This window comes from Microcoleus sp. AT9b-C3 (assembly GCF_036705485.1).
GTDB lineage: Bacteria > Cyanobacteriota > Cyanobacteriia > Cyanobacteriales > Microcoleaceae > Microcoleus.
Genome location: NZ_JAUBUR010000009.1, coordinates 86,984 through 107,913, shown reverse-complemented (window position 1 = coordinate 107,913; position 20,930 = coordinate 86,984). Strand labels below are relative to the sequence as shown.

21 protein-coding genes are annotated in these 20,930 nt (G+C 47.0%); 7 read left to right on the top strand and 14 right to left on the bottom strand.

What is annotated here, in order from left to right; genetic code table 11:
* Window positions 1–22: 22 nt before the first annotated feature.
* Together hemF and QUB77_RS11115 are read left to right on the top strand one after the other, a co-directional pair.
* Entirely contained in the window at window positions 23–1,066 is a 1,044-nt protein-coding gene (gene hemF / locus QUB77_RS11120; protein WP_333173906.1) for an oxygen-dependent coproporphyrinogen oxidase, read from the top strand.
* 57 nt (window positions 1,067–1,123) lie between these two features.
* On the top strand, window positions 1,124–1,486 hold the full coding sequence (locus QUB77_RS11115) for an STAS domain-containing protein (protein ID WP_006631392.1): 363 nt from the start codon (window positions 1,124–1,126) through the stop codon (window positions 1,484–1,486).
* A gap of 243 nt (window positions 1,487–1,729) precedes the next feature.
* On the opposite strand, the gene QUB77_RS11110 is transcribed toward QUB77_RS11115, so the two are convergent.
* Window positions 1,730–2,350 (bottom strand): chromophore lyase CpcT/CpeT, encoded by a 621-nt coding sequence (locus QUB77_RS11110; RefSeq protein ID WP_333173904.1) that lies wholly within the window; start codon window positions 2,348–2,350, stop codon window positions 1,730–1,732.
* A 342-nt stretch (window positions 2,351–2,692) separates the two neighbouring features.
* Between QUB77_RS11110 and psb29 the strand changes: the two genes are divergently transcribed.
* Entirely contained in the window at window positions 2,693–3,406 is a 714-nt protein-coding gene (gene psb29 / locus QUB77_RS11105) for a photosystem II biogenesis protein Psp29 (RefSeq protein WP_333174091.1), read from the top strand.
* A 240-nt stretch (window positions 3,407–3,646) separates the two neighbouring features.
* On the opposite strand, the gene QUB77_RS11100 is transcribed toward psb29, so the two are convergent.
* The 8 genes from QUB77_RS11100 to QUB77_RS11065 all read right to left on the bottom strand — a co-directional run bounded on the left by QUB77_RS11100 (window position 3,647) and on the right by QUB77_RS11065 (window position 10,667).
* The gene (locus QUB77_RS11100; RefSeq protein WP_006631395.1) at window positions 3,647–4,183 is read right to left on the bottom strand and encodes a late competence development ComFB family protein; all 537 of its coding nucleotides are present in this window, start codon (window positions 4,181–4,183) and stop codon (window positions 3,647–3,649) included.
* Window positions 4,184–4,391: 208 nt separating this feature from the next.
* On the bottom strand, window positions 4,392–5,333 hold the full coding sequence (locus QUB77_RS11095; protein ID WP_333173903.1) for a M23 family metallopeptidase: 942 nt from the start codon (window positions 5,331–5,333) through the stop codon (window positions 4,392–4,394).
* A 463-nt stretch (window positions 5,334–5,796) separates the two neighbouring features.
* Window positions 5,797–6,024, bottom strand: a complete 228-nt coding sequence (locus QUB77_RS11090) for a hypothetical protein (RefSeq protein ID WP_333173901.1) — start codon at window positions 6,022–6,024, stop codon at window positions 5,797–5,799.
* Window positions 6,025–6,073: 49 nt separating this feature from the next.
* Window positions 6,074–7,600 (bottom strand): phosphomannomutase/phosphoglucomutase, encoded by a 1,527-nt coding sequence (locus tag QUB77_RS11085; RefSeq protein ID WP_333173899.1) that lies wholly within the window; start codon window positions 7,598–7,600, stop codon window positions 6,074–6,076.
* 332 nt (window positions 7,601–7,932) lie between these two features.
* Window positions 7,933–8,970, bottom strand: a complete 1,038-nt coding sequence (locus tag QUB77_RS11080) for a D-hexose-6-phosphate mutarotase (RefSeq protein ID WP_333323019.1) — start codon at window positions 8,968–8,970, stop codon at window positions 7,933–7,935.
* Window positions 8,945–9,160: a hypothetical protein gene (locus QUB77_RS11075; RefSeq protein ID WP_333173893.1), complete on the bottom strand. Its 216-nt coding sequence runs from the start codon at window positions 9,158–9,160 to the stop codon at window positions 8,945–8,947. The genes QUB77_RS11080 and QUB77_RS11075 overlap by 26 nt, the downstream gene beginning before the upstream one ends.
* A 169-nt stretch (window positions 9,161–9,329) precedes the next feature.
* Window positions 9,330–10,391 carry an NADH:flavin oxidoreductase/NADH oxidase gene (locus QUB77_RS11070; protein WP_333173890.1) on the bottom strand — a complete coding sequence of 354 codons (1,062 nt, stop codon included), beginning with the start codon at window positions 10,389–10,391 and terminating at the stop codon, window positions 9,330–9,332.
* A 36-nt stretch (window positions 10,392–10,427) separates the two neighbouring features.
* Complete coding sequence (locus tag QUB77_RS11065) at window positions 10,428–10,667, bottom strand: glutathione S-transferase domain-containing protein (RefSeq protein ID WP_333173888.1); 240 nt, start codon at window positions 10,665–10,667, stop codon at window positions 10,428–10,430.
* A gap of 541 nt (window positions 10,668–11,208) precedes the next feature.
* Here QUB77_RS11065 and QUB77_RS11060 point away from each other — a divergent pair.
* Window positions 11,209–13,524 carry a cation:proton antiporter domain-containing protein gene (locus QUB77_RS11060; RefSeq protein ID WP_333173885.1) on the top strand — a complete coding sequence of 772 codons (2,316 nt, stop codon included), beginning with the start codon at window positions 11,209–11,211 and terminating at the stop codon, window positions 13,522–13,524.
* Between the two features lie 207 nt (window positions 13,525–13,731).
* On the opposite strand, the gene QUB77_RS11055 is transcribed toward QUB77_RS11060, so the two are convergent.
* Complete coding sequence (locus QUB77_RS11055) at window positions 13,732–13,944, bottom strand: Hfq-related RNA-binding protein (protein WP_333173883.1); 213 nt, start codon at window positions 13,942–13,944, stop codon at window positions 13,732–13,734.
* A 312-nt stretch (window positions 13,945–14,256) separates the two neighbouring features.
* Between QUB77_RS11055 and dapF the strand changes: the two genes are divergently transcribed.
* Both dapF and QUB77_RS11045 read left to right on the top strand, forming a co-directional pair.
* Window positions 14,257–15,096 carry a diaminopimelate epimerase gene (gene dapF / locus QUB77_RS11050; RefSeq protein WP_333173880.1) on the top strand — a complete coding sequence of 280 codons (840 nt, stop codon included), beginning with the start codon at window positions 14,257–14,259 and terminating at the stop codon, window positions 15,094–15,096.
* Between the two features lie 312 nt (window positions 15,097–15,408).
* Entirely contained in the window at window positions 15,409–16,551 is a 1,143-nt protein-coding gene (locus QUB77_RS11045; RefSeq protein WP_333173877.1) for a hypothetical protein, read from the top strand.
* 383 nt (window positions 16,552–16,934) lie between these two features.
* Here QUB77_RS11045 and QUB77_RS11040 read toward each other — a convergent pair whose 3' ends face one another.
* Window positions 16,935–18,116, bottom strand: coding sequence for an aspartate aminotransferase (locus tag QUB77_RS11040; RefSeq protein WP_333173875.1), 1,182 nt, complete (start codon window positions 18,114–18,116; stop codon window positions 16,935–16,937).
* Between the two features lie 99 nt (window positions 18,117–18,215).
* The gene (locus QUB77_RS11035) at window positions 18,216–19,361 is read right to left on the bottom strand and encodes an iron-containing alcohol dehydrogenase family protein (protein ID WP_333173873.1); all 1,146 of its coding nucleotides are present in this window, start codon (window positions 19,359–19,361) and stop codon (window positions 18,216–18,218) included.
* A gap of 203 nt (window positions 19,362–19,564) precedes the next feature.
* Between QUB77_RS11035 and QUB77_RS11030 the strand changes: the two genes are divergently transcribed.
* Window positions 19,565–20,032 (top strand): DUF29 domain-containing protein, encoded by a 468-nt coding sequence (locus QUB77_RS11030; protein ID WP_333173871.1) that lies wholly within the window; start codon window positions 19,565–19,567, stop codon window positions 20,030–20,032.
* Between the two features lie 91 nt (window positions 20,033–20,123).
* Here QUB77_RS11030 and QUB77_RS11025 read toward each other — a convergent pair whose 3' ends face one another.
* Together QUB77_RS11025 and QUB77_RS11020 are read right to left on the bottom strand one after the other, a co-directional pair.
* The gene (locus QUB77_RS11025) at window positions 20,124–20,453 is read right to left on the bottom strand and encodes a type II toxin-antitoxin system PemK/MazF family toxin (RefSeq protein WP_333173868.1); all 330 of its coding nucleotides are present in this window, start codon (window positions 20,451–20,453) and stop codon (window positions 20,124–20,126) included.
* On the bottom strand, window positions 20,440–20,883 hold the full coding sequence (locus QUB77_RS11020) for a hypothetical protein (RefSeq protein ID WP_333173866.1): 444 nt from the start codon (window positions 20,881–20,883) through the stop codon (window positions 20,440–20,442). Before QUB77_RS11020 ends, QUB77_RS11025 begins: the two co-directional genes overlap by 14 nt.
* Window positions 20,884–20,930: the final 47 nt, after the last annotated feature.

The following is a 20,930-nucleotide window of genomic DNA, read 5'->3' as shown; positions in this document are numbered from 1 at the left end:
AAAATCTAAAATCTAAAATCGGATGACAGTTTCTACAACACTTAAAACCGCCACTTCCCCGTTTTTGCCGCCCGCTGACTCTAGAGCTAGAGTCAGCCAATTTATGAAAAGCCTACAGGACGAAATTTGTCAATCCCTCGAACAGCTCGATGGTGTGGGCAAATTTAAGGAGGACTCTTGGGAACGCTCCGAAGGCGGCGGCGGACGTTCTCGCGTCATGCGCGAAGGTAATATTTTTGAACAAGGGGGAGTCAATTTTTCCCAAGTGTGGGGCGAAAGTTTGCCGGCTTTGATTCTGGCAAAGCACCCCGAAGCTGCAGGTCACGATTTCTATGCAACGGGCACTTCGATGGTGCTGCACCCCCGCAATCCCTACTTGCCTACGGTTCACCTGAATTATCGCTATTTTGAGGCCGGCCCGATTTGGTGGTTTGGCGGCGGTGTGGATTTGACTCCTTATTACCCGTTGGCTGAGGATGCAGCTCATTTTCACAAAACTCTGAAAGCAGCTTGCGATCGCCACCATCCCGGATATTATCCGACTTTTAAACTTTGGTGCGACGAATATTTCTACCTGCCGCACCGCCAAGAAACCCGCGGTGTGGGTGGCCTGTTTTTTGACTACCAAAGCGCTCAAGGCGCGCTTTACCGCGACCATAATGTCAAAGGCAAAGCCGCTGAGTGCAGCAACAACATCGGCGTGCCTGAACCTAGAACATGGGAGTCGCTGTTCGCCTTCGTACAGGACTGCGGCCGGGCATTTTTGCCGGCTTACACCCCTATTATTGAAAAGCACCGATCGAAAGAATACGGCGAGCGCGAGCGTAATTTCCAACTTTACCGCCGCGGCCGTTACGTTGAATTTAACTTGGTGTACGATCGAGGCACGACCTTTGGCTTGCAAACCAACGGACGCACCGAATCGATTTTAATGTCCCTGCCACCTTTGGTACGCTGGGAATACTGTTACGAGCCAGAACCCAACTCTCCCGAAGCCGAACTCTACTCGAAGTTCTTAAAACCGCAAGATTGGGCGAATTGGATGCCTCAGCAGTCACCGACCTGAGTTAAACTACTGGGACAGTAACCACCGCGATAGATAATAAATTTGAGGGAAGGGTCAGTGATTCATATTGATCAAAAAACCCACACGCTTCAAGACGGTACAACAGTTATCGTCTTAGCACCGACAGGACGGTTGGACATCACTACAGCTTGGCAATTCCGCCTCAAGTTGCAAGAGTGTATTTCCAAACTTAGCCGCCATGTCGTAGTGAATCTTGGTCAGGTTAACTTTATCGATAGTTCTGGCCTGACCTCACTTGTAGCAGGTATGCGGGATGCGGATAAAGTTAAGGGAAGTTTCCGCATTTGCAATGTTCATCCAGAAGCCAAACTGGTGTTTGAAGTCACCATGATGGATTCTGTGTTTGAAATCTTTGAAACGGAAGAAGAAGCTCTAGAGGGGGTGCCTCGCGCAAGTTGAGCACTCCTGCTGGCATCTATTGCAGTGTCGCGGGTAATTTAAGCTTGAGGCTCTCAAAATGCGCCGTAACCCTGGACAAGAACAGGAAGCAGGTAAATTTTTGCCAGCTTCCTTATGCTTTCTTCCTTTCTTGAGAGGTTGAGATGTTCAAAACACTAAAGTAGAAGAATAGGTCAAGGTAAAGTCTTGCCTTCTATCCTAGATAGCTAAATCTTTCTTCATTGTTCCTTGTTGCTTCTTGCTTCAAACCAATATCTCAGCAGCAAAATCCTGACGCTTGACAAATCTAAAAGGGCCCATTAAAGCTCCCCAGATAGCCTTACCTGTCGTGGGGCTTATTCCTTTGTCATAGCTGAGAAATTCCTCGCCTGTGGCTTCAAATCCCAAGTCTACTTGGTAATTTTGCCCCCCGTAGGCAAAGCCGCAGCGAGTGCCCTCCGGCAAAGATGCGCGAAAGCGATAGCCGTTTGAGGCTAAATTTTGCACCGCAACCGAGAGGGTGCAGCCAGGAAGGAGTTGGATTTGCTCGTTCGTTAGCTTTCCAAGCAAGTCGGGGTTGCAACCGGCTCCTTTGACGGCTGCGATATCCTTGAACATATAATACTGAGCTTCAATCAGTCCGGGCGCTATCTGTGAGTGCCTCAGTTGCACGATGCGGGGGCGGTAGGGCTTGTCTAATTCCAGAATGTTGGCTTGTTCGGCAAACAGGGCAATGCTGGGTTCGGAAAATAAAGGAACGGGTAGTGGTCTTTGCCACATACGAAGGTGGACGTACCACGCCGCGTCTGCTAGGGCTTGTTCCCGGTTGTCAAATTCGCCCGCCATGTACTGGGCTAAAGCTATTAATTCAGGAGAAATTGTCATGTTTGTTTGATTTTTCACGATGAGGGAGGGGTTGACAAAAAAAAGTTAGTGTGATATGAGAACATATCTAGGCTGGGCAAGTCAGAAGATTAGATTTATGAGCGATCCCAGCTAAGCTATGATTGTAAAGATACTGGGGTTTTTCCATCCTATTGCGACATATTAATTGTTGCTGCCGATCGCGCGTAAAATCTTTTTGATAAAATTTTGTATCGCAAGCAGGCGGCAACGCTTAAAAAACTGGCAATCTTTGTCAGCCCGATCGCAGAATTGACTCCCCGACTTTACTCACGCCGCGCTGGCACGCCCGCTACGGCAAAATTATTTATCTATAAGACTCAGGTGAACAATAACCGTACTGTTTCAGATACTAAGCGAAGTTTCTATACGATTCACACTCGACCGATCAACTCAATTTACCGTCGAGTGGTGGAAGAGTTGATGGTAGAAATGCACTTGCTTTCGGCGAATGCCGATTTTCAATACGACCCGATTTATGCTTTGGGTGTAGTGACAGCTTTCGATCGATTCATGCTTGGGTACGCCCCAGAAGCAGACAGAGTTTCGATTTTTAACGCTTTGTGCAAGTCCCTAGAAGACGATCCAGAACGCTACAAGCAAGACGCTCAGCGATTGGAAAGCTTGGCGGATAGACTTTCCGGGCAAGAGTTGCTCTCGTGGCTCGATCGTTCGACCAGCTTTGAAGATACAGCGGATTTGCAAGCGTCTTTAGGGGCGATCGCCAGCAACCCTCAATTTAAGTACAGCCGCTTGTTCGCGATCGGTTTGTTCTCCCTACTAGAAAAAGCTGACCCTAACTTAGTAAAAGACCAAGAAACGCGAAACAACGCGATCGCTAAAGTGAGTGCGGCTTTGCACCTGCCAGAAGACAAAGTTAGCAAAGATTTAGATTTGTACCGCAGCAATTTGGAAAAAATGGCTCAAGCGCGAATAGTGCTTCAAGATGTCATCCAAGCGGAACGGAAAAAACGCGAAAAGCGAGAAACAAAAGTTACCGCTGGCCCCTCGGCCGACTCTTCTGACAGCAACAATTAATCGTTTGAGGGAAGAAGGAAGAAGGAAGAGGGAAGAAGGAAGAAGGAAGAGGGAATTTTTTATTTGATGTAACAAATAAAGAAAACTCTTAAATTTTAATTTTTTTTCTTGAATTATGGCTTAGGTCTTGTGCCTTCTGGCTTCGGTCTTCAGATGAATCTTGCTGACTCAGACACTAAAAATCCCGCTTTCTGAATTGAGCGGGATCGACTTAACTGAAATAGATCTGTTGGGGTGGTACTAAGGCTGCGGCTCAAAATTAGTGGCGTTAGCTTGCAGCCAAGTGCTTAGCTGTGAAAGAACTTCGTTTCCCGAAGACTTGCCCAAGGCTGTGGGGTTTGGGGTGTCTGGCCTGTCCAAGTTGCGGGCGATCGCTGCGTTGACTTCTTTAGAAATCAAATCGTGAAGTTGCTCTTTAGCCCTAGCCCTTTGAAAGTGAGCTCCCTCTTCCGTCGTAGCGTACAGAGGTGGCAGCCTATTTAAAGCATAAGCTGCAATATCTCCCACATCCAGACTCAGGTCGCTCGTCGCCTCAATTTCCGCTACCCTAGCGATCGCATCGCTGAGCACCAACTCTTCCATCACGTTGATGAACTGTTTGCGTGGCAGAACTACAACTTCGCCAGTCAACAAAGAGCCCATCAGACGATCGAGAGCCATGTACTCTTCGATCGACAATTCCGAAGCCGTATTGCAGATCCGTCCCACCTCAGCTTCCATAGACGGCGTTAAATAACCATCCTGCAAAGCCTGTTCAACAATTTTTTCAATACTCATATATGCGTCCCCGCTCAACGGCATCATCAATAAAGTTTTGTGAAGACGCGATTGTTAGCGTCTTGAGATTCGAGTTTTGAGAGTTGAGTTGAGAAATTTTATACAAATCCTAACTCAATACTGATAACCCATCACAGTTATCTGCACACCCTAGCCACAAACTTACCCCATAATTGACTGATAAATCCGTCAAAATCAGTAAGAAGTCCTACTCAATTCCCTGAAGCCGCCAAGGTACAGGATCGACGGACTGCCCGTGCACGTACAAGCCCCAGTGCAGGTGAGGACCTGTAGAAGCGCCCGTTGACCCCAGAGCACCAATTACTTGACCGGCTTTCACGACATCGCCTTCCTTGACATCAATCCGGCTGAGGTGCATCAAAATACTTGCTACCCCCTGACCGTGGTCGATACCAACGACGTTCCCGTGGATTTTGAAGCCTTGAGATTCGCGTCCCACTAGAGACACCCGACCTGCTGCTGGTGCGACTACAGGGGAACCGTAAGCACCCGCGTAATCAACGCCGCGGTGGTAGTAGTCTTGAGCAAATACCCCATTATAATAACGTCGCACCCCGTAAATAGTAGTAATTTCGCCGGAGTTGGGGCGCAACAATTTGCCGTCCCAAAATTTTTCGGGTGTCACCAGTGCTTTAAATGCGTCTACGCGATCGAATTCAGCGTCTGTACCTTCGCTGTCTTTCCCAGGCGGCAGCCAGATGGATTGGGTGGGAAAATCTCGATCGCGCACTTGCACGCTCAACTTCTGCACTTGTCCGTCACCTGTGACTTGGATTTGGCGGGCACCGGGTTTCTCTACCGGCGTCGTCGGCAGCAGGGCCCGAAAGCGGCCGTTGCCGATGGGAAACGCGGGGTAGTTTTTTTGCTGTAGAGAAACTTTGGGAGTTTCCCCGCCGTTACCGTCAACCTGAATCATTACTGACAGCGTATCTCCCAGTTCGGGATTTGTCGGCGTCACAACTACCTGCAAAGCTTGCGCCGGCAGAGCAAAACTTAGAATGCCAGCAACAATTCCCCCGATCGAACTAGCGGTTAGCTTGTTTGCTTTCAACTGCCCCCACCGCAAAATCCGACCTGTAATTATTTCCGTACTTAGCCCGCAGTTGTCTCGATTCACAGTCATTACCATCACTAACAGTCCTTAACCTTTCTCTCGCTGATATATTTTTAACTATCTAGACTAACTCTAGCAATCCGCAATAAAAATTCCTGTAGTGCGGGGAAGAAAGCCCGCTTCAGCCAGACGCTCACACTACCGTTTCCACTACAAATCTAGGAGAACCCAAGTTTCAACAGAAACACTCTTCATATCTAAGCGGATGGAATTATATTTTATTAGTCCTAGCTACTGTTGCATAGCTTTTAATAATTGGCATTAATTATAGTTCACGGCGCTACAACATAATTATTTTTAACTCCTCTGCTGTTAAATCAATTATTTGTTGGCAGTTTATTTTCGGAGAGCCTTGCTAAAACTCTCTAGTTATTGTAGTCTATTTTTGAGGAAATAGTATTAATTCCCAATTTTTTAATCTCACATCTAAAATGGTAGGAAATAAAAATTGAGAACGGCTATAATCTATCACCTAGAATTATAGAGATTCAAAGGCAGCGGTGAAACCATCTAAGGTCAAGCATTCTTCCATAAATTCCTCTACATCATTTACATCCTCAACCTGATATTCCATGATGCGTTGACCGTCGCCTTTCATCTTTTTGGAAGAAAGAGGCGTGACCGGATATTTGGCAGCAATGGCTTTAAAAACTTTGGAATGGGTATCCCAGCTTTCAGCAGAACAGCTAATGGTTATAAGCCACATGATAAAATTCCTCTTTCGTTTGGTTTACTAATGGTTTAGAGCGTGAAGCTTAGCTCGATAGTCCCGAAAAATCAAGGGATTCTGTTGTTTGGAAAAAAGCTAAAAGCCGAGCCACTATGCGAGCGACACCACCCTTAACATTCGACTCAACATTCAAAGGCATCACCGGATCGTGGAGTGATAAGCGTAACAGAAACCAGCCTGATTCGCTAGCTGACGTGCAGGAAATTCGCAAACCTTCGTAGTTATTGGGAACTATTTTCCAGTCTGCTTGCGTTGAGACAAATTCTTGCAGTTGTTCAATAACGCGAGATCCGTGAGCCTTGAAATCATCCACACCAAGTTTAATCCGAAATTCTGCACTTTCTTCGGGCTCTGTTAAATTCGCAATTAAATCTGGCAAAGATTGATTCGCTAGCTTTGACTTAGCCAATTCAATCAATAATTTGCTGACCAAATAAGCGCCATCATCCAAAAAGTAATTTTCTTTCAAAGCGCCATGTCCCGATGTTTCAATCGCCAGCCATGATTCCTGTCCGGCGTTATTGAGGCGAATCGACTCGTCAATCACATTTTTGTAGCCGCGTTTAAAGCGATGGTGAATCCCTTTTAAATCCTGTTCGATGAATTGTGTCAAGCCATCGGAGGTAATAGAATCGGTAACAATGGTAGAGCCTGGGTGTTCTTGTAATACGATCGCAGAAATCAAGGCAATTAACCGATTGCGATTGAGTTCCTTACCAACTTGATCGACGGCCGCACTGCGATCGACATCGGTATCAAAAATAATCCCAAAATCAGCTTGATGTGCAATTACCGCTTGACAAATTGACTGCATTGCTTGTTTATCTTCGGGATTTGGCACATGATTGGGGAAAGTACCATCTGGTTCTAAAAACTGACTGCCCGTGGTGTCTGCACCTAAAGGTTTTAAGACTTTATCAACATAAAAACCGCCAGCACCATTGCCCGCATCCACAACAATTTTTAATCCTGTCAGCGGCTGCTCAAAGTTATCGGGATGATTGACTGCTTCCCTGATTTTTGTGACAAATTGGTTAGCATAAACAGAGATGAAATCATGCTTTGTAATGTTACCGGGCGAGGCTGCTGGCTGGAAGTTATTGCTTTGGGCTAGTGCTAATATATCTGTAATATCCTGTTTTTGTAACCCACCTTTGGCCGTAAAAAACTTTAAGCCGTTTCGATTAAAGGGCAAATGGCTAGCAGTAAGCATAATCGCGCCTTCGCAATCAAAACCAGGCGTAATGGTACTCATAAACATGGCGGGGGTTGAGGCCATTTCAAAGTCGTACACGGTTGCACCAACTGAGGCGATTCCCTCCATGACTGCTTGCATTAAAGTTTGCCCTGATAGGCGACTGTCACGCCCGATCGCGATCGTTAATTCTGCCGCGGGTTTATTGACTTTTTGCATCAGCCAACTGACAAAGGATTTACCTAAGATTGTCGCAATTTCGGGCGTTAGGTTGACTTTTTCATTGGGAACGCCTTCGAGGGCGATACCGCGAATGTCTGATCCATTTTGAAGTTTTGTCCAGTTGAAGTTTTGCATAATAATTGATGGTAAGTAAAAAGATCGGAGTCGGCGGTTGAAACCGATCGTACAAAGTTTGTTCTGTGGCTAAACGGTTCGACTCAGATTCGCCGAACATCCTCCGCGGACTAAGAAATAAATCGGCGAGAAATTTTGGATTTGGTATTATTAGTCATTAGGGTGACAGAGTTTTTCAATTCAATCAGCTAATCGGCATTTAAGTTGTATTTAAAGAAACAATCCCAGTCTTGTGGGTGGGATTTGAGCAACGCCCAAAATATCCACTTGCAATGCTGAACAGCTTACTGAGAATTTTTGCCCTATCACCGCTAAAATTAAGCTCTAATTCCTTAGTCGCGTTCAACGCTGTAAATTGCCTGCAAGCGGAACTCACCATTCGGGGGAACTTCCACAATATCTGTAGCTGCATTGGTCGTTTCTACGCAGAGTAAACGCTGATAATCTGCATCATCAAGGTCGGCCATATTTGCCGAAATTGTCACCCAGGGATTCCACACTACGGCGGATTTACTACCCGATGATTTAATGCGAATACGACGATTGAGGGCGCTATCGTCAATGACTAATTCATTGGTGACATCGAGATAAATGCGATCGACTTCACCTGTTACTACCACTGCACCCACTTGAGTTTTTTCGACACCACCATCGGCTTTATCAAGATACTGGCTATTTTCTAAGCCTAAAACCTGCACGCGGTTGATATCGCCGACTTGGAAATAGGTATGCAAAGCTTGCGTGAGGGGAAATGCTTTGTCGCCTAGATTGTGGCTGATTAATTCTACAGTGAGGCTGGTGCCGATCGTAATCACGATCGCCAGTTCAAAGGCTTGGGGCCAAATTGCTCTAGTTTCATCGGTATCCTTGAGTCCTAGAGTGACTTTGGTGGCGCCGTCTGGGGTTGTGGCGGTTTCTAGCACATTCCAGAGGCGATTCCGCACAAACCCATGACTCGGACGCCCCAAGCCTTCGGGATCTGGGCCAAACCAGGGCCAACAGATTGGTATACCGCCTTTGATGGCTTTCCCTTCGGCATAGTAGGCTTTTTCGCTGACGAACATCAAGTCTGTGGTTTCGGTGGCCGGTTGAAAAGAGAGCACTTGACCGGAATACACAGAAATTAAGGCTTTGGCTTGACCGTTGTCGATGTGAATCATCGGGAAACCACCGTTTCCCGTGGCGAAGGTGAGGTGGCCGACAATGCCGTAGTCTGTGTTTAATTGGTCAATACTCATGCTGTTAGCTTGGTTAATTGCTTTACAATTATCCGATATTATGGTTGCGAGATTGATTAGATTGTTGGGTGGGACGGGAGAAGGTGCGATCGACACAACGATGCACTCAGAAGAACGAATAGGGAGTGCCAACCGATCGCGAGGCGATGTGCGATCGAACCCACCGACAAACTTTGCTGATTTCTCCGTAAGCAAGCCGATCGCGTTTAGCAGCGATCTCGTTGAGGATGGGATGCCCCGATCGCCAGCTTCTCGCCCAACTATTAATCAGCAGCAACGGCTTACCTGTGCAACCTCGAAGGTAGTGCATTTCACCAGCCATTCGGTCTCCCGTTGAGCCATTGGGTTAAATTCAGTTGAGTCGATCGACTTTCATGCGCCCCACTTTACAACTGCTGACGAGTCGGACGGATGATCATTTCGTTGACATCCACATTACCGGGCTGCTCGATGGCATAGGCAATCGCCCGGGCGATCGCAAATTCGCTTAATTACCAAGCGCGAGCGTATTGAATTGGAGCAGGCACTGATTGACGTAGTTGCTTCGCAGCCCGCATCGGCCAATAAGGATCGCGCAGCATTTCTCTGGCAAGTAATACCATATCTGCTTGACCTGTACGGATGATTTGGTCGGCCTGGGCGGGTGCAGTAATCATACCAACTGCTCCGGTGGCGATGTTGGCTTCGCGTCGAATGCGATCGGCAAAAATAGTTTGATAACCTGCACCCGTCGGAATCTTTTCACCCGGTACAATTGCGCCTGACGAACAATCGATTAAATCAACGCCCAGTGACTTTAATTTATCGCTGAGTGCAATACTTTGTTCAATGTCCCAACCATTTGGAACCCAATCGGTTGCAGAGATGCGAACCCAAAGCGGTGTTCGATCGGGTAAAACATTTCGCACCGCTTCTACGACTTCACATAAAAACCGGATGCGATGCTCAAAACTGCCACCATAGTCATCTGTTCGTTGATTGCTCAAGGGAGACAGAAATTCATGCAGTAGGTAGCCGTGAGCCGCATGAATCTCGATTACGTCAAATCCGGCTGCGAGGGCGCGTTGGGCTGCGTTCACAAAGAGTGTCGTCTGCTTCTGAATGCCTTCGATACTCAGAGCTTGCGGGGCGGGGCTATCGGGTGCAAATGGAATGGCGCTAGGGGCGATCGAAGTCCAGCCTCCCTGAGATTCCGAAAGCACCTCGCCACCATCCCACGGAAGTGCTGTACTGGCTTTTCGACCTGCATGAGCAAGTTGAATTCCCGCAACCGCACCGTTGCGGTGAATTAACTCGACGATTCGCGCCAACATTTCAATGTGAGCATCGTCCCAGATTCCCAAATCTTGCGGCGTAATTCGTCCTTCAGGCTCGACTGCGGCTGCTTCCGTCATCACCAGCCCTGCCCCTCCTACGGCTCGACTGACGAGATGAACTAGATGCCAATCATTGGCGAATCCATCAACGCTTGAATATTGGCACATGGGAGAAACTGCAATGCGATTTCGGAAGGTAACACCACGTTGATCCAATGGCTCAAATAAATGCGACATAGTTGTAAACCCGTGAGTTATATAAATGCACAGATGTCAAGTACAGACTTTCTTCACACTAGGAAGTTGACTGACCTCATTCCACCAAGTCCGCAGCTTTGAAGTTCGCGCGATCGTTGCTTCGTACTCTGGGGTCTGCGATAGGTAGGTGAAGACGGGAATTAGGTAGAAATCGGCAATGCTCAGTTCGTGACCGAGCTCATACGGGTGTCCTGCAGTTAGGGAGTCGATCGCCACTAGCGCAGTCTTTACAGGTGCGATGGCAGCTTTGTTCAACCTACATCCCGAATGGACAAGTCATTTTGAGGTATCAAGAGCAACGACCAAATCACTTGTCTAAAACCTAAATCTTTATTGTTAGCAAAACCGAGGATTACTAGAAAAAGACACAAAAGTGCCTGAGTAATTATCCAGTATATCGGGTAAATCCGCAAGCAGGGCTTGAATAAATAAAAACGATGTTAACTAATCCTTTTTACCGAGCGCCGATCTGTGAACGTAAACCGTGATAAAAACGCCCAATACAAAAAAGTAATCAACACCACTTTATTCCGCCTGAAATTCATTAAATAAAGTAACTTGATTTAATCTTTCCGCGCTCATATCGTTGAGGTGAAACATTACCCTCAATCAAGGCGCAATTCCTCGCTCTACTTGCAAGAGGTTAAGCTTCTTTTGAGGAGTGAAACTCTTTGGTATCAGAAAATACCTGGTTCTATAGTTGCAGTTGCCCTGACTCCCCAACTACATTCAACCCACTAAACATAATCAACACATTAGACACTATAATATAACTTTATACTTTTTTCATAAACTTGTGCAAGAAGACTTCCGACTGATCGTTGACTTAGTTCTAGTTCTCGCTGCTGCCGCAGCAGGAGGACTCTTTGCATCGCTTTTGCGACAGCCGGTAATTCTCGGCTACCTCCTTGGAGGGATCGTAGTTGGGCCGGCAGGTTTGGGGCTGATTAAAGAATTAATTCAGGTAGACACCCTGGCTGAATTTGGGGTTGCCTTTCTGTTATTTGCCTTGGGAGTGGAATTTTCTTTCGCCGAACTCCAGAAAGTAAAAGCCATTAGTTTGGGCGGGGGGGGCTTGCAAATTGTGCTGACGATCGCCATTACTACTGCAATTTCCTTGGCTGTAGGCTGGGTAGAATCGCCCGCTCAAGGCGTGTTTTTAGGAGCGATTCTGTCGCTTTCTTCGACAGCAGTTGTACTCAAGTGCTTGATGGAGCGCAATGAATCCGGTACTTCCCACGGCCAAGTCATGCTGGGAATATTAGTAGTTCAAGATTTGGCATTGGGGCTAATGCTAGCAGTTTTGCCGGCACTCAATCAGCCAGCAGAAGCGATCGGCATGACGGTAGCGTGGGCCCTGCTACGGATCGGGTTATTTGCTGTCGGTGCTGTAGTCGCAGGCATTTGGATCGTACCGCAGTTGCTGCGCTACCTCGCGCAAACAGAAAGCCGGGAACTGTTTTTGCTGGGAGTTGTGGTTTTGGCTTTAGGGATTGCGCTACTGACAGAATATTTGGGTTTTTCGATCGAGATGGGCGCATTTGTGGCGGGTTTAATGATTTCGGAGGTGGAATATGCCGACCAAACTCTAACTTATGTCGAGCCTTTGCGAGATATTTTTGCATCCTTATTTTTTGTCACCATCGGAATGTTAATTGACCCGATGTTTCTGTGGAACCATCTAGAAGTAATTCTGGGACTGGTATTTATAGTATTTGTCGGCAAATTCTTGATTATAACGCCGATCGTCCGATTATTTGGCTATCCGCTAAAAACAGCATTGATCGCAGGTTTGGGCTTAGCTCAAATAGGAGAATTCTCCTTTGTACTCGCTAGTGCCGGCCAAGCTATGGGGCTGGTTTCGCGGAACGTTTACCTGTTAATTTTAGGAACGACGGCAGTCACCCTCGTGCTGACTCCGTTTGTGTTGAGAAGCGTGCCACAGTTATTGAAATGGGCGGAAAATTTCGGGCCTTTGCAGCACTATTTTGACGAAACATCTCAACCTGTGGCAATAGCTGAAACTTTGCCGGAACAAAATTATGTTGTGGTTTGTGGCTACGGGCGAGTCGGCAGAATTTTAGTCAAAATGCTGCAAAGTCGCAACTGTTCAGTTGTGGTGATCGACGAGTCAGAAAGTAGAATTCAAGAGTGCAGAGTGCAAGGAATTCCTTACATTTACGGGAATGCTGCCAGCTTACACGTATTGGAAGCCGCGCGGGTGGAACGGGCAAAAGCAATGGCGATCGCCCTTCCCGATCCCATGAGTACGCGCTTGTGTCTGAAGCGGGCTTTAGAATTAGTCCCGGATTTGGATATTGTGGTGCGGGCCAACCAAGATAAAGATATCGAACTGCTTTACCAACTGGGGGCTTGGGAAGTCGTGCAGCCGGAGTTTGAGGCGAGTTTAGAATTGTCTGCCCACTTGTTGGCTAGTATTGGGATCTCGGCAATGGCGATCGGGCGGGAAGTGCAGCAAATTCGCAGCAGCCGCTATCTGGAATTGCGGCCACCGCGCGAACCTTTGGCGGTTTCGCGGGATTTGAAAGTGGCAGTTCGAGATATGAACAGCGAGTGGTACAACTTGCCGTCGGGTTCTCCCATTGCCAGCATGACTCTGGAAGAAACTAACTTGCGGCAGTTGACAGGCGTTAGTGTGATGGCGATCGTCCGCGAGAATGGCGAGGAAATTGATTATCCTAACGGCAAGACAGCTTTGCACTCGGGCGATCGACTTTTTGTAGTGGGAGAACCGGAAGAACTCATCAGTTTTGAGTTGCTGGCGAAGGGGGAAGTTGCTGTCCCGCAGGGCGACAGTTCTTGCCAGTGGCTGAGGTTGCCAGCAAACAGCCCCTGGTTGGGCAAAAAACTGTCAGAGGTAGATTTGCTGACCCAGTACGGGGTGCAGGTGCGGGCGATCCGCCGGGAAGGGAAATTTACTCGCTGGCCGGACGGAACTAGCAATTTGCAAGAAGGCGATCGTTTGCTGCTGTGCGGCGGCTTCTACGAGCTCGGCTTGATGCAGCGGACGGCCTCACCGCGGGTGCCACAACCTGCTTTAAAGCTGCCTTTGGTCAAGGCTCAAGTCAGCGAAAAGCTGTTTAGCGATTAGGGAAGGAAGAAGGAAGAAGGAAGAAGGAAGAAGGAAGAGGGAAGAAGGAAGAGGGAAGAAGGAAGAAGGAAGAAGGAAGAAGGAAGAAGGAAGAGGGAAGAAGGAAGAGGGAAGAAGGAAGAGGGAAGAGGGAACATTTGTTCCACTGTCTCCCTCTCCCCCTCCCCCACTCTCCCACTCTCCCACTCTCCCACTCTCCCCGTCTCCTCAGCCGTTGGGTTTGACATAAGCAATTGCTGGCCGCGAGATCAGAATTTGTGTTTCTGATGGATCGAGGAGGCAAATGCAGCTATTATCCTGCCAAAAAATTCTGCCAGCTACTAAGTCGCCGGTCAGGAGTTTGATCTCCACCTGTTGTTTGTCTTTGATGTAGCTTTGTATTAAGCGAACGCTGGGCAATCCGGTTTCAAATTCAGGCATAGTTCAGAAAAATATAGTCAAATATTACCTTAAACCATATTCTTCTGTTTATACCGTTTAACCCTTACTGCCGCACCTAAAAGCGCGTCTACGCGATGAGGCATAAACCCATTGGCGGTTACTTTTCTACAGATATTCATTCAGCCATTGACATCAGCATTAATTAGATATCCCTGTAGAGTTATAAAAATTATATTTGTTGATATTTGACGAGAAAGGACTATAAATTGCATAAAGTTTTATAATAGTGGGAAATGGGTAATTTGGTCATCAAATTATCTAATCAGTTTTAACCAAAAGAGGTTTGTTTTTATGCCGATCGAGTTTGCGAAGTATCACGGACTGGGAAATGATTTTATTCTGATTGACAACCGCCACTCGTCAGAACCAGTGATCACGCCAGAACAAGCTGTGGATTTGTGCGATCGACATTTCGGGATTGGCGCAGACGGTGTGATATTTGCTCTTCCGGGTCAAAACGACACTGATTATACAATGCGGATTTTTAACTCCGATGGTTCGGAACCGGAAATGTGCGGCAACGGGATTCGGTGTTTGGCTAAGTTTATCGCCGATTTGGAAGCGTCAGAGGCGAAAACTCAGTACCGCATCCACACTCTGGCTGGTGTGATTACCCCGGAATTGCGATCGGACGGTCAGGTGAAGGTGGATATGGGGGTTCCCCGGCTGCTGGCTGCGGAAATTCCGACAACTTTGGCTGCAGCGGATGCCAAAGCTATAGATGTGCCGATCGAAGTTGCCGATAAATCTTGGTCTGTTACCTGTGTCAGCATGGGCAATCCTCACTGCATTACTTTTGTAGAGGATGTTGCGACTGTTGCTTTAGAAACTGTCGGGCCTCAATTCGAGCACAACAAAGCATTCCCGCAGCGTACCAATACGGAATTTATTCAAGTGATACGTTCGGACTACGTAAAAATGCGGGTGTGGGAAAGAGGCGCGGGTGTTACTCTAGCTTGTGGGACTGGTGCTTGTGCTGCTGTGGTAGCTGGGGTGTTGGTAGGGAAGTGCGATCGGGCAACTGCGGTTGAGCTCCCTGGCGGCGTTTTGGAAATCGAATGGGCAGAAGTTTCTGGGCGGATTTACATGACCGGGCCGGCACAGCGAGTATTTACTGGTTGTATTAGTTAGTTGACAGTTGACAGTTGACAGTTGACAGTTGACAGTAGTCCTGCCGTCATCAGTAATCAGTCTTCAGGCAATGAGTTCACAAGGCGCAAGGCATTAGTCATTGAGCATTTTTCATAATTAAAGAAAAGTTTTGAATTCAAAAATTTTTCTTGTTTGTCAATTCCACAAAAAACTCCTTCTGACCGATGACTAATGACCGATGACCAATGACGGCAGGACGGCAGGACAATCACTAATGACGGCTGGACTAAGCCTGAAATCTAAAATCTAAAATCTAAAATCTAAAATCTAAAATTAAGTAGGTGGGCTTGCATGGCTGGAGGTATTTATCTGATTCAGGATGACGACAGGCTGGTAGAAATGATGGAACAGCCCTACGACTCGGAAGACCAGTTACAAGACTTGCTAGTAACTTATCCCAATTTGATCGCGGGAGACCAAATCGATCGGGCTACGGCGCGGAGGTGGCTGTTAATTTCGCGGGAAGCTGCACCCAGCGATGAGGAAACAGCGGTGCAGTGGTCGCTGGATCATTTGTTTCTCGACCAAAATGCCGTTCCTACTTTGGTGGATGTCCGGCGAACTCCTAATGCCGAACTGCGGCAAAAAGTTTTGGGTCAGTCGATCGACTATGCTGCTAATGCGTTGTTTTACTGGCCCATAGATTCAATTATTGCTCTGTTTGAAGCTAATTGTCGCGATCGGGGTCGCGATCCCGAACAGATTTTTGAAGAGTTTCTCGGTGCAGATGCTAATGAAGACCTATTTTGGCAGAAGGTTAAAACTAATTTGCAAGCGGGTAAAGTTCGCTTAGTGTTTGTAGCTGACGAGATTTCTGCTGAAATGCGCCGAGTGGTGGAATTTCTCAACGAACAAATGGACCCGGTTGAAGTTTTGGCCCTCGAAATTAAGCAGTATGTAAGTGAAGACGGTTTAAAAACGCTGGTTCCCAGAGTGATCGGTCAGACAGCGGAAGCACAGCAGAAAAAATCCAGCGCAACACGCGAAAGAAGGCGCTGGGATGAATCTTCATTTTTTGCAGAAATCAAAGCTAGACGAGGCGCAGACGAGGCGCAAATGGCAAAAGCTATTTACCTGTGGGCAAAAAGTCAAGAACCCGAAGTTCAAATCCACTGGGGAACGGGGGACGCCTACGGCGGTTTCGTCGCTCAATTGGTTCAAAGGGGAAGAAAACCCTATCAGTTATTCACTGTAGATATTGCTGGCAGAATGGAGATTTCTGCTGATAATTATGGTTCCCAGCCGCCTTTTAATGCGGAACAAAATTGGCTGGAATTGAGAAGTAAGCTAAGTTCGATCGGTCTGTCGCTACCTATAGAACCTGGGGAGAGAAGGTCGCCGAGTCTGGCTTTGTTTACTTTGCAAGACGAATCTGCCCTCAAGCAAGTTATGGAAACTTTTGATTGGATTACTGAGGAAATTAAAAGAGCGTAGTTATGGGGAATTGGACATTGGGGATGGGGCATCTGGCATTGCTAAATGGTTTCAGAGGAAAGTTAAGAACGTAGCAGGGCAAGTTCCGGTTAAAACCCACATTCCGCACTTCTTAACATAGTCAAAAATATGTTGACGAGCAAACGTCATCCTAGGGCGTCGGTTCAGTATTAGGAGTTGACAAAAAAAGGACTTTATGAAATTAGCCAGTCCATGAGTTCGACTTTATGCCGAGTGTAATTGGCAGAACCTTATCCATTCGAGCAATAATGTAAGGTGCGCAGTGCGCACCCTACGAATAGAGTTTGCGGGTAAGTCCTGTACTTGAAAGTCAATGCCCTGCGCGAGCCAATGCCGAATTCCCAATGCCTAATTCCCAATAACTAATAGCGAATGTTTGCTTGTTTCAAACGCCGCAATGCTTCTCCCAGCCGATCGCAATCTGCAATTAAACTAATTCTCACATATCCTTCGCCGCCCGGCCCAAAAGCATTACCAGGAGTCACCACAACACCCGTTTGCTGCAAAACATTCAGGGCAAAATCAGTCGAACTCATGCCGCGAGTGCAGGGAACCCAAAGATACATTGCAGCCAGAGGTTTGGGAATATTCCACCCTAATTCTGCCAATCCTTCCACCATGAAATCCCGGCGAGTCCTGTAACGATTCTGCACTTCGTGCAAGTAACTGTCCGGCAATTGCAGTGCTGTTTCTGCTGCTGTTTGCAAAGCGGCAAATATACCGTAATCTAGGTTTGTTTTTAATGTCCGCAAACCTTGAATAATTTTGCTATTTCCTACTACAAAACCGACGCGCCAGCCGGCCATATTGTAAGTTTTGGACATCGTGTGAAATTCGACACCGATTTCTTTACCGCCGGGAATTTCTAATAAACTTGTCGGTTGATAGCCGTCAAAGGCTAATTCCGCATAACACAAGTCGTGAACCAGCAAAATTTGATGTTTGTGTGCGAAAGCCACAATATCTTTGTAAAATTCGCGGGGTGCAGTTGCTCCAGTCGGATTACTGGGATAATTGAAATAGAGTATTTTGGCTTGTTCGGCTACGCTGTCGGGAATGTCGGCTAAGTCAATTACCCAGTCGTTTTCTGGTTTGAGGAGGATGTTGTGAACTTTTGCACCGGCAATAATCGGACCGCGAAATAATACGGGATAAGCAGGACTTGGTACTAATATTAAGTCCCCGGGATTGATATAGGCGATCGCAAAATGTGCTAAACCTTCTTTAGAACCCAACAAAGGCAATGCTTCGCTTTCTGGATCGAGTTCAACGTTGTAGCGGCGGCTGTACCATTTAGTAATAGTACGGCGAAAACTGGCAGTTCCTTCAAAGGGTGGATAGCCGTGATTGGCAGTATTTTGGATGGCTGCGACAGCGGCTTCTACTACTGGTTGAGGAGTGGCACCGTCGGGGTTTCCCATTCCTAAGTCTATTAAATCGAGTCCTTGTTCGCGGGCGCGGGCTTTGAGTTCGTCGAGACGGGCAAATACGTAGGGCGGTAGTTTTTGCAACCTGTCAGCAGGGGTAATCCAATCCAAGGTCATTTATTTTTTGTCTGTTGTCAGTTTTCCTGGTTTGTAGTAAGGACTTTCGTCCTTGCTAGCACAGCCTTTTCAGGACTTTAGTCCTTACTACAAACTGTTTTAATTTTTAATCTTTAATTCTCCCACAGGTGCGGTGGTAGAAACCATCGCTGCCATTAATTGTTGGGGAACTACTTTAAAAGGCAGTCGGTGGATGTCGGAATTGGGATTGCAGGCTATGTCGGCGGCGCGCTGCAATTCTGTGATGGTAATGTCTCCGAGTCCGAGGTTTTCTAAAGTTTGGGGTAATCCAATCTCGCTGTAGAATTTTAGCAGTTGCTGTCTGGCGCTAGCGGCGAGTTGATTGTTTTGCAGCATTTCTTCTAGTCGCAGTTGTACTAAAATGCCGTAGGCAACTTTTTCGCCGTGCAATGTGCCGTGACTTGCTAATAGATGAGTTAGGCCGTTGTGGACAGCGTGGGCGGCGACGGTGCGACATTGGGCGCCGCCAATTCCGCCGATTACTCCTGCTAACAATACGGCGGCATCTGTGACTTCTTGCCAGGTTTCGCTACCGGGTTCTTTGAGGGCGGCGGCTGATTTTTGGAATAATATATCGCGCAGTATTCTAGCTTGTTGAACGGCGGAAATAATCAGGGTTTGTTCGGAGTGTCCGCTGCTGACTGATGCTTCATACCATTTGGCGATCGCATCTCCAATTCCTGCTACTAATGTCCGCTGCGGTGCGGTTTGAATTAAGCCGTAGTCGAGTATTAATAAGTCGGGACATCTGGCTAATGTGACATCGTATTGGAATGCACCTTGTTCGGAATAAATGTTAGATAGGGCTGTCCAAGCGGCACAGGTGGCTGCTGATGTGGGTATGGTGACGATCGGGATTTTGCACTGATGGGCGACGAGTTTGGCTGCATCTAAGGCTTTGCCGCCGCCGACACCGATGATGAAATCGGCTTGATGGGTTTGGGCTGCTGCGCGGAGGGTTTCGAGGCTGGTTTCGCTGCAATCCTTGCCGTAGGCTGTTTCAGCGGATTGTAACTGCTGTTGTTCGAGGATGGGTTGCAGGTAGGGTTGGGCGGCGGCGAGGGAGTTACTGCCGCCGACGATTAGCGGCCGCTTTCCGAAACGGGCGATCGCATCTCCGGCTTGTGCGATGGCCGATCGACCTCGCAATACACAGGCAGGAGCAATTGTCAAGGAATAAATTGCAGTTGGGGTGGCGGTTTTAGTGCTTTGGGTTTGAGTCATCGAACCACTGGATAAGTGACGAGAAGGTTGACGCTTTGCAGGATTGCTGGATTTTCTAGGATAACTCTAACCTATGTTGGGCGATCGGGTAAGTTTTGTAAAGTTTTTATTAAGTATTGTGCGGGGTTCGGGGATGGGAGAACCCAGTTGAGGGCGATCGCTATGATAAATTTAGGAATATAAGCAATTTCAAGGATAGGGCAATGCTGACTAAACAAGATTGGGACTGGTTAGCAGTGTGTTCTCATTATCAAACGGCTGTCACAGTCCAGACACTTCTCAAAGAAGGAAAATCTATGGAAGCAACGGCAGGTTTAGAATCTTTAATTGAAGCAATGGGAAGAACCGAAAAACGAGCAGTAAAAAGCCAGTTGATTCGTTTAATGCTTCATATTATTAAATGGAAATCTCAACCTGAAAAACGAACTGCTAGCTGGGCTATTAGTATTCGTTCTGCGCGGCGAGAGATTGAAGAAAGTCAAGAAGAAATGCCGAGTTTAAATCGTGATTTTATTGAGTCAATCTGGGAGAAATGTTTTCAAGTCGCGGTGAAAGATGCCGAGGACGAAATGGGTAAAAAATGTCAATTAACCTCACTTGCTTGGTCAGAAGTTTTTGATGATGAATATAATTTGTCCGATGGCGCTTTAGAAGATGGAAATTTTGAGTAATGTGCCCGACGCATTTTTTGGACTGACGCAGCCACCTGGTTTCTCAACCCAACCTGTTTACTGATAGGGACTTACGCAGAACCTTTATATGTTAGAATTGAGGCTTAACGTACAAATCCCAAACTCGTTTCACTTCTGCTGCATCCGGTTGAGAAATTTGCCGGATTTTCGCTAGCAACAAAGACTTTTCCAGACAATCTAATCTAGACAAGCGTACTGTTGAAGCAACGCGCAAACCGCTGGCAGACCAATCATTAACCAATACATCAGTTTGGGTGCGAGGTTTTGCAGAAGTAACGGCTGCTGCTACTACATCCTCGCCATCTAACCACAGTAAAAGTACGGGACGTTTTTTAAAGCCTGCGCCACTTGTAAAGGGAATATTTGCCACCCAAAAATCACCAGGTTCAATAGTCGTCATAAAGTCCTTCGTCTTCTGGTGCGTAACCTTTCAAAAAAGCGTCGTGGCTGCGAGTAATAGCTGAGTCAATTAAATATTCTTCGCTGTTGACTGCAAAAAACTCTGTTAATTGGGCAGCGGTTAAATCTTGTTGGGTTGTTATCTCTACAAACGGTTCTAGTATTGGAGGGGATTCTACTAATACCCTTAAACAATCAATAAATGAGCGCTTGGAATGCGGTAGTTCTGTTTGCGAAATATTAGATTCAGAACTTTCATTCGGTGGCTGTTTTACTTTTTGTGCTTGGTGTACGAGAAATTGCACAAAGTCAAGAACTTCCTGTCGCCTTTCTGTCGGAAGCAGTCGCAAATTTTCTAACAATTTTTTTTCGAGCTTTCCGAGTCTCAAAAAAATCACTGGATATGTGAAAGTTTTTGCTGGTTTGTTCATGGGAGTTTTACACTAACAGTAAAATTAATGTACTTATGCGATTATAG

Coding starts and splice junctions, on each gene's coding strand:
- hemF (WP_333173906.1), top strand. CDS start 23: ATGACAGTTTCTACAACACTTAAAACCGCCACTTCCCCGTTTTTGCCG.
- QUB77_RS11110 (WP_333173904.1), bottom strand. CDS start 2,350: ATGACAATTTCTCCTGAATTAATAGCTTTAGCCCAGTACATGGCGGGC.
- QUB77_RS11100 (WP_006631395.1), bottom strand. CDS start 4,183: ATGAGTATTGAAAAAATTGTTGAACAGGCTTTGCAGGATGGTTATTTA.
- QUB77_RS11095 (WP_333173903.1), bottom strand. CDS start 5,333: ATGGTAATGACTGTGAATCGAGACAACTGCGGGCTAAGTACGGAAATA.
- QUB77_RS11090 (WP_333173901.1), bottom strand. CDS start 6,024: ATGTGGCTTATAACCATTAGCTGTTCTGCTGAAAGCTGGGATACCCAT.
- QUB77_RS11085 (WP_333173899.1), bottom strand. CDS start 7,600: ATGCAAAACTTCAACTGGACAAAACTTCAAAATGGATCAGACATTCGC.
- QUB77_RS11075 (WP_333173893.1), bottom strand. CDS start 9,160: ATGGCTGGTGAAATGCACTACCTTCGAGGTTGCACAGGTAAGCCGTTG.
- QUB77_RS11070 (WP_333173890.1), bottom strand. CDS start 10,391: ATGTCGCATTTATTTGAGCCATTGGATCAACGTGGTGTTACCTTCCGA.
- QUB77_RS11055 (WP_333173883.1), bottom strand. CDS start 13,944: ATGCCTGAATTTGAAACCGGATTGCCCAGCGTTCGCTTAATACAAAGC.
- dapF (WP_333173880.1), top strand. CDS start 14,257: ATGCCGATCGAGTTTGCGAAGTATCACGGACTGGGAAATGATTTTATT.
- QUB77_RS11045 (WP_333173877.1), top strand. CDS start 15,409: ATGGCTGGAGGTATTTATCTGATTCAGGATGACGACAGGCTGGTAGAA.
- QUB77_RS11040 (WP_333173875.1), bottom strand. CDS start 18,116: ATGACCTTGGATTGGATTACCCCTGCTGACAGGTTGCAAAAACTACCG.
- QUB77_RS11035 (WP_333173873.1), bottom strand. CDS start 19,361: ATGACTCAAACCCAAAGCACTAAAACCGCCACCCCAACTGCAATTTAT.
- QUB77_RS11030 (WP_333173871.1), top strand. CDS start 19,565: ATGCTGACTAAACAAGATTGGGACTGGTTAGCAGTGTGTTCTCATTAT.
- QUB77_RS11025 (WP_333173868.1), bottom strand. CDS start 20,453: ATGACGACTATTGAACCTGGTGATTTTTGGGTGGCAAATATTCCCTTT.
- QUB77_RS11020 (WP_333173866.1), bottom strand. CDS start 20,883: ATGAACAAACCAGCAAAAACTTTCACATATCCAGTGATTTTTTTGAGA.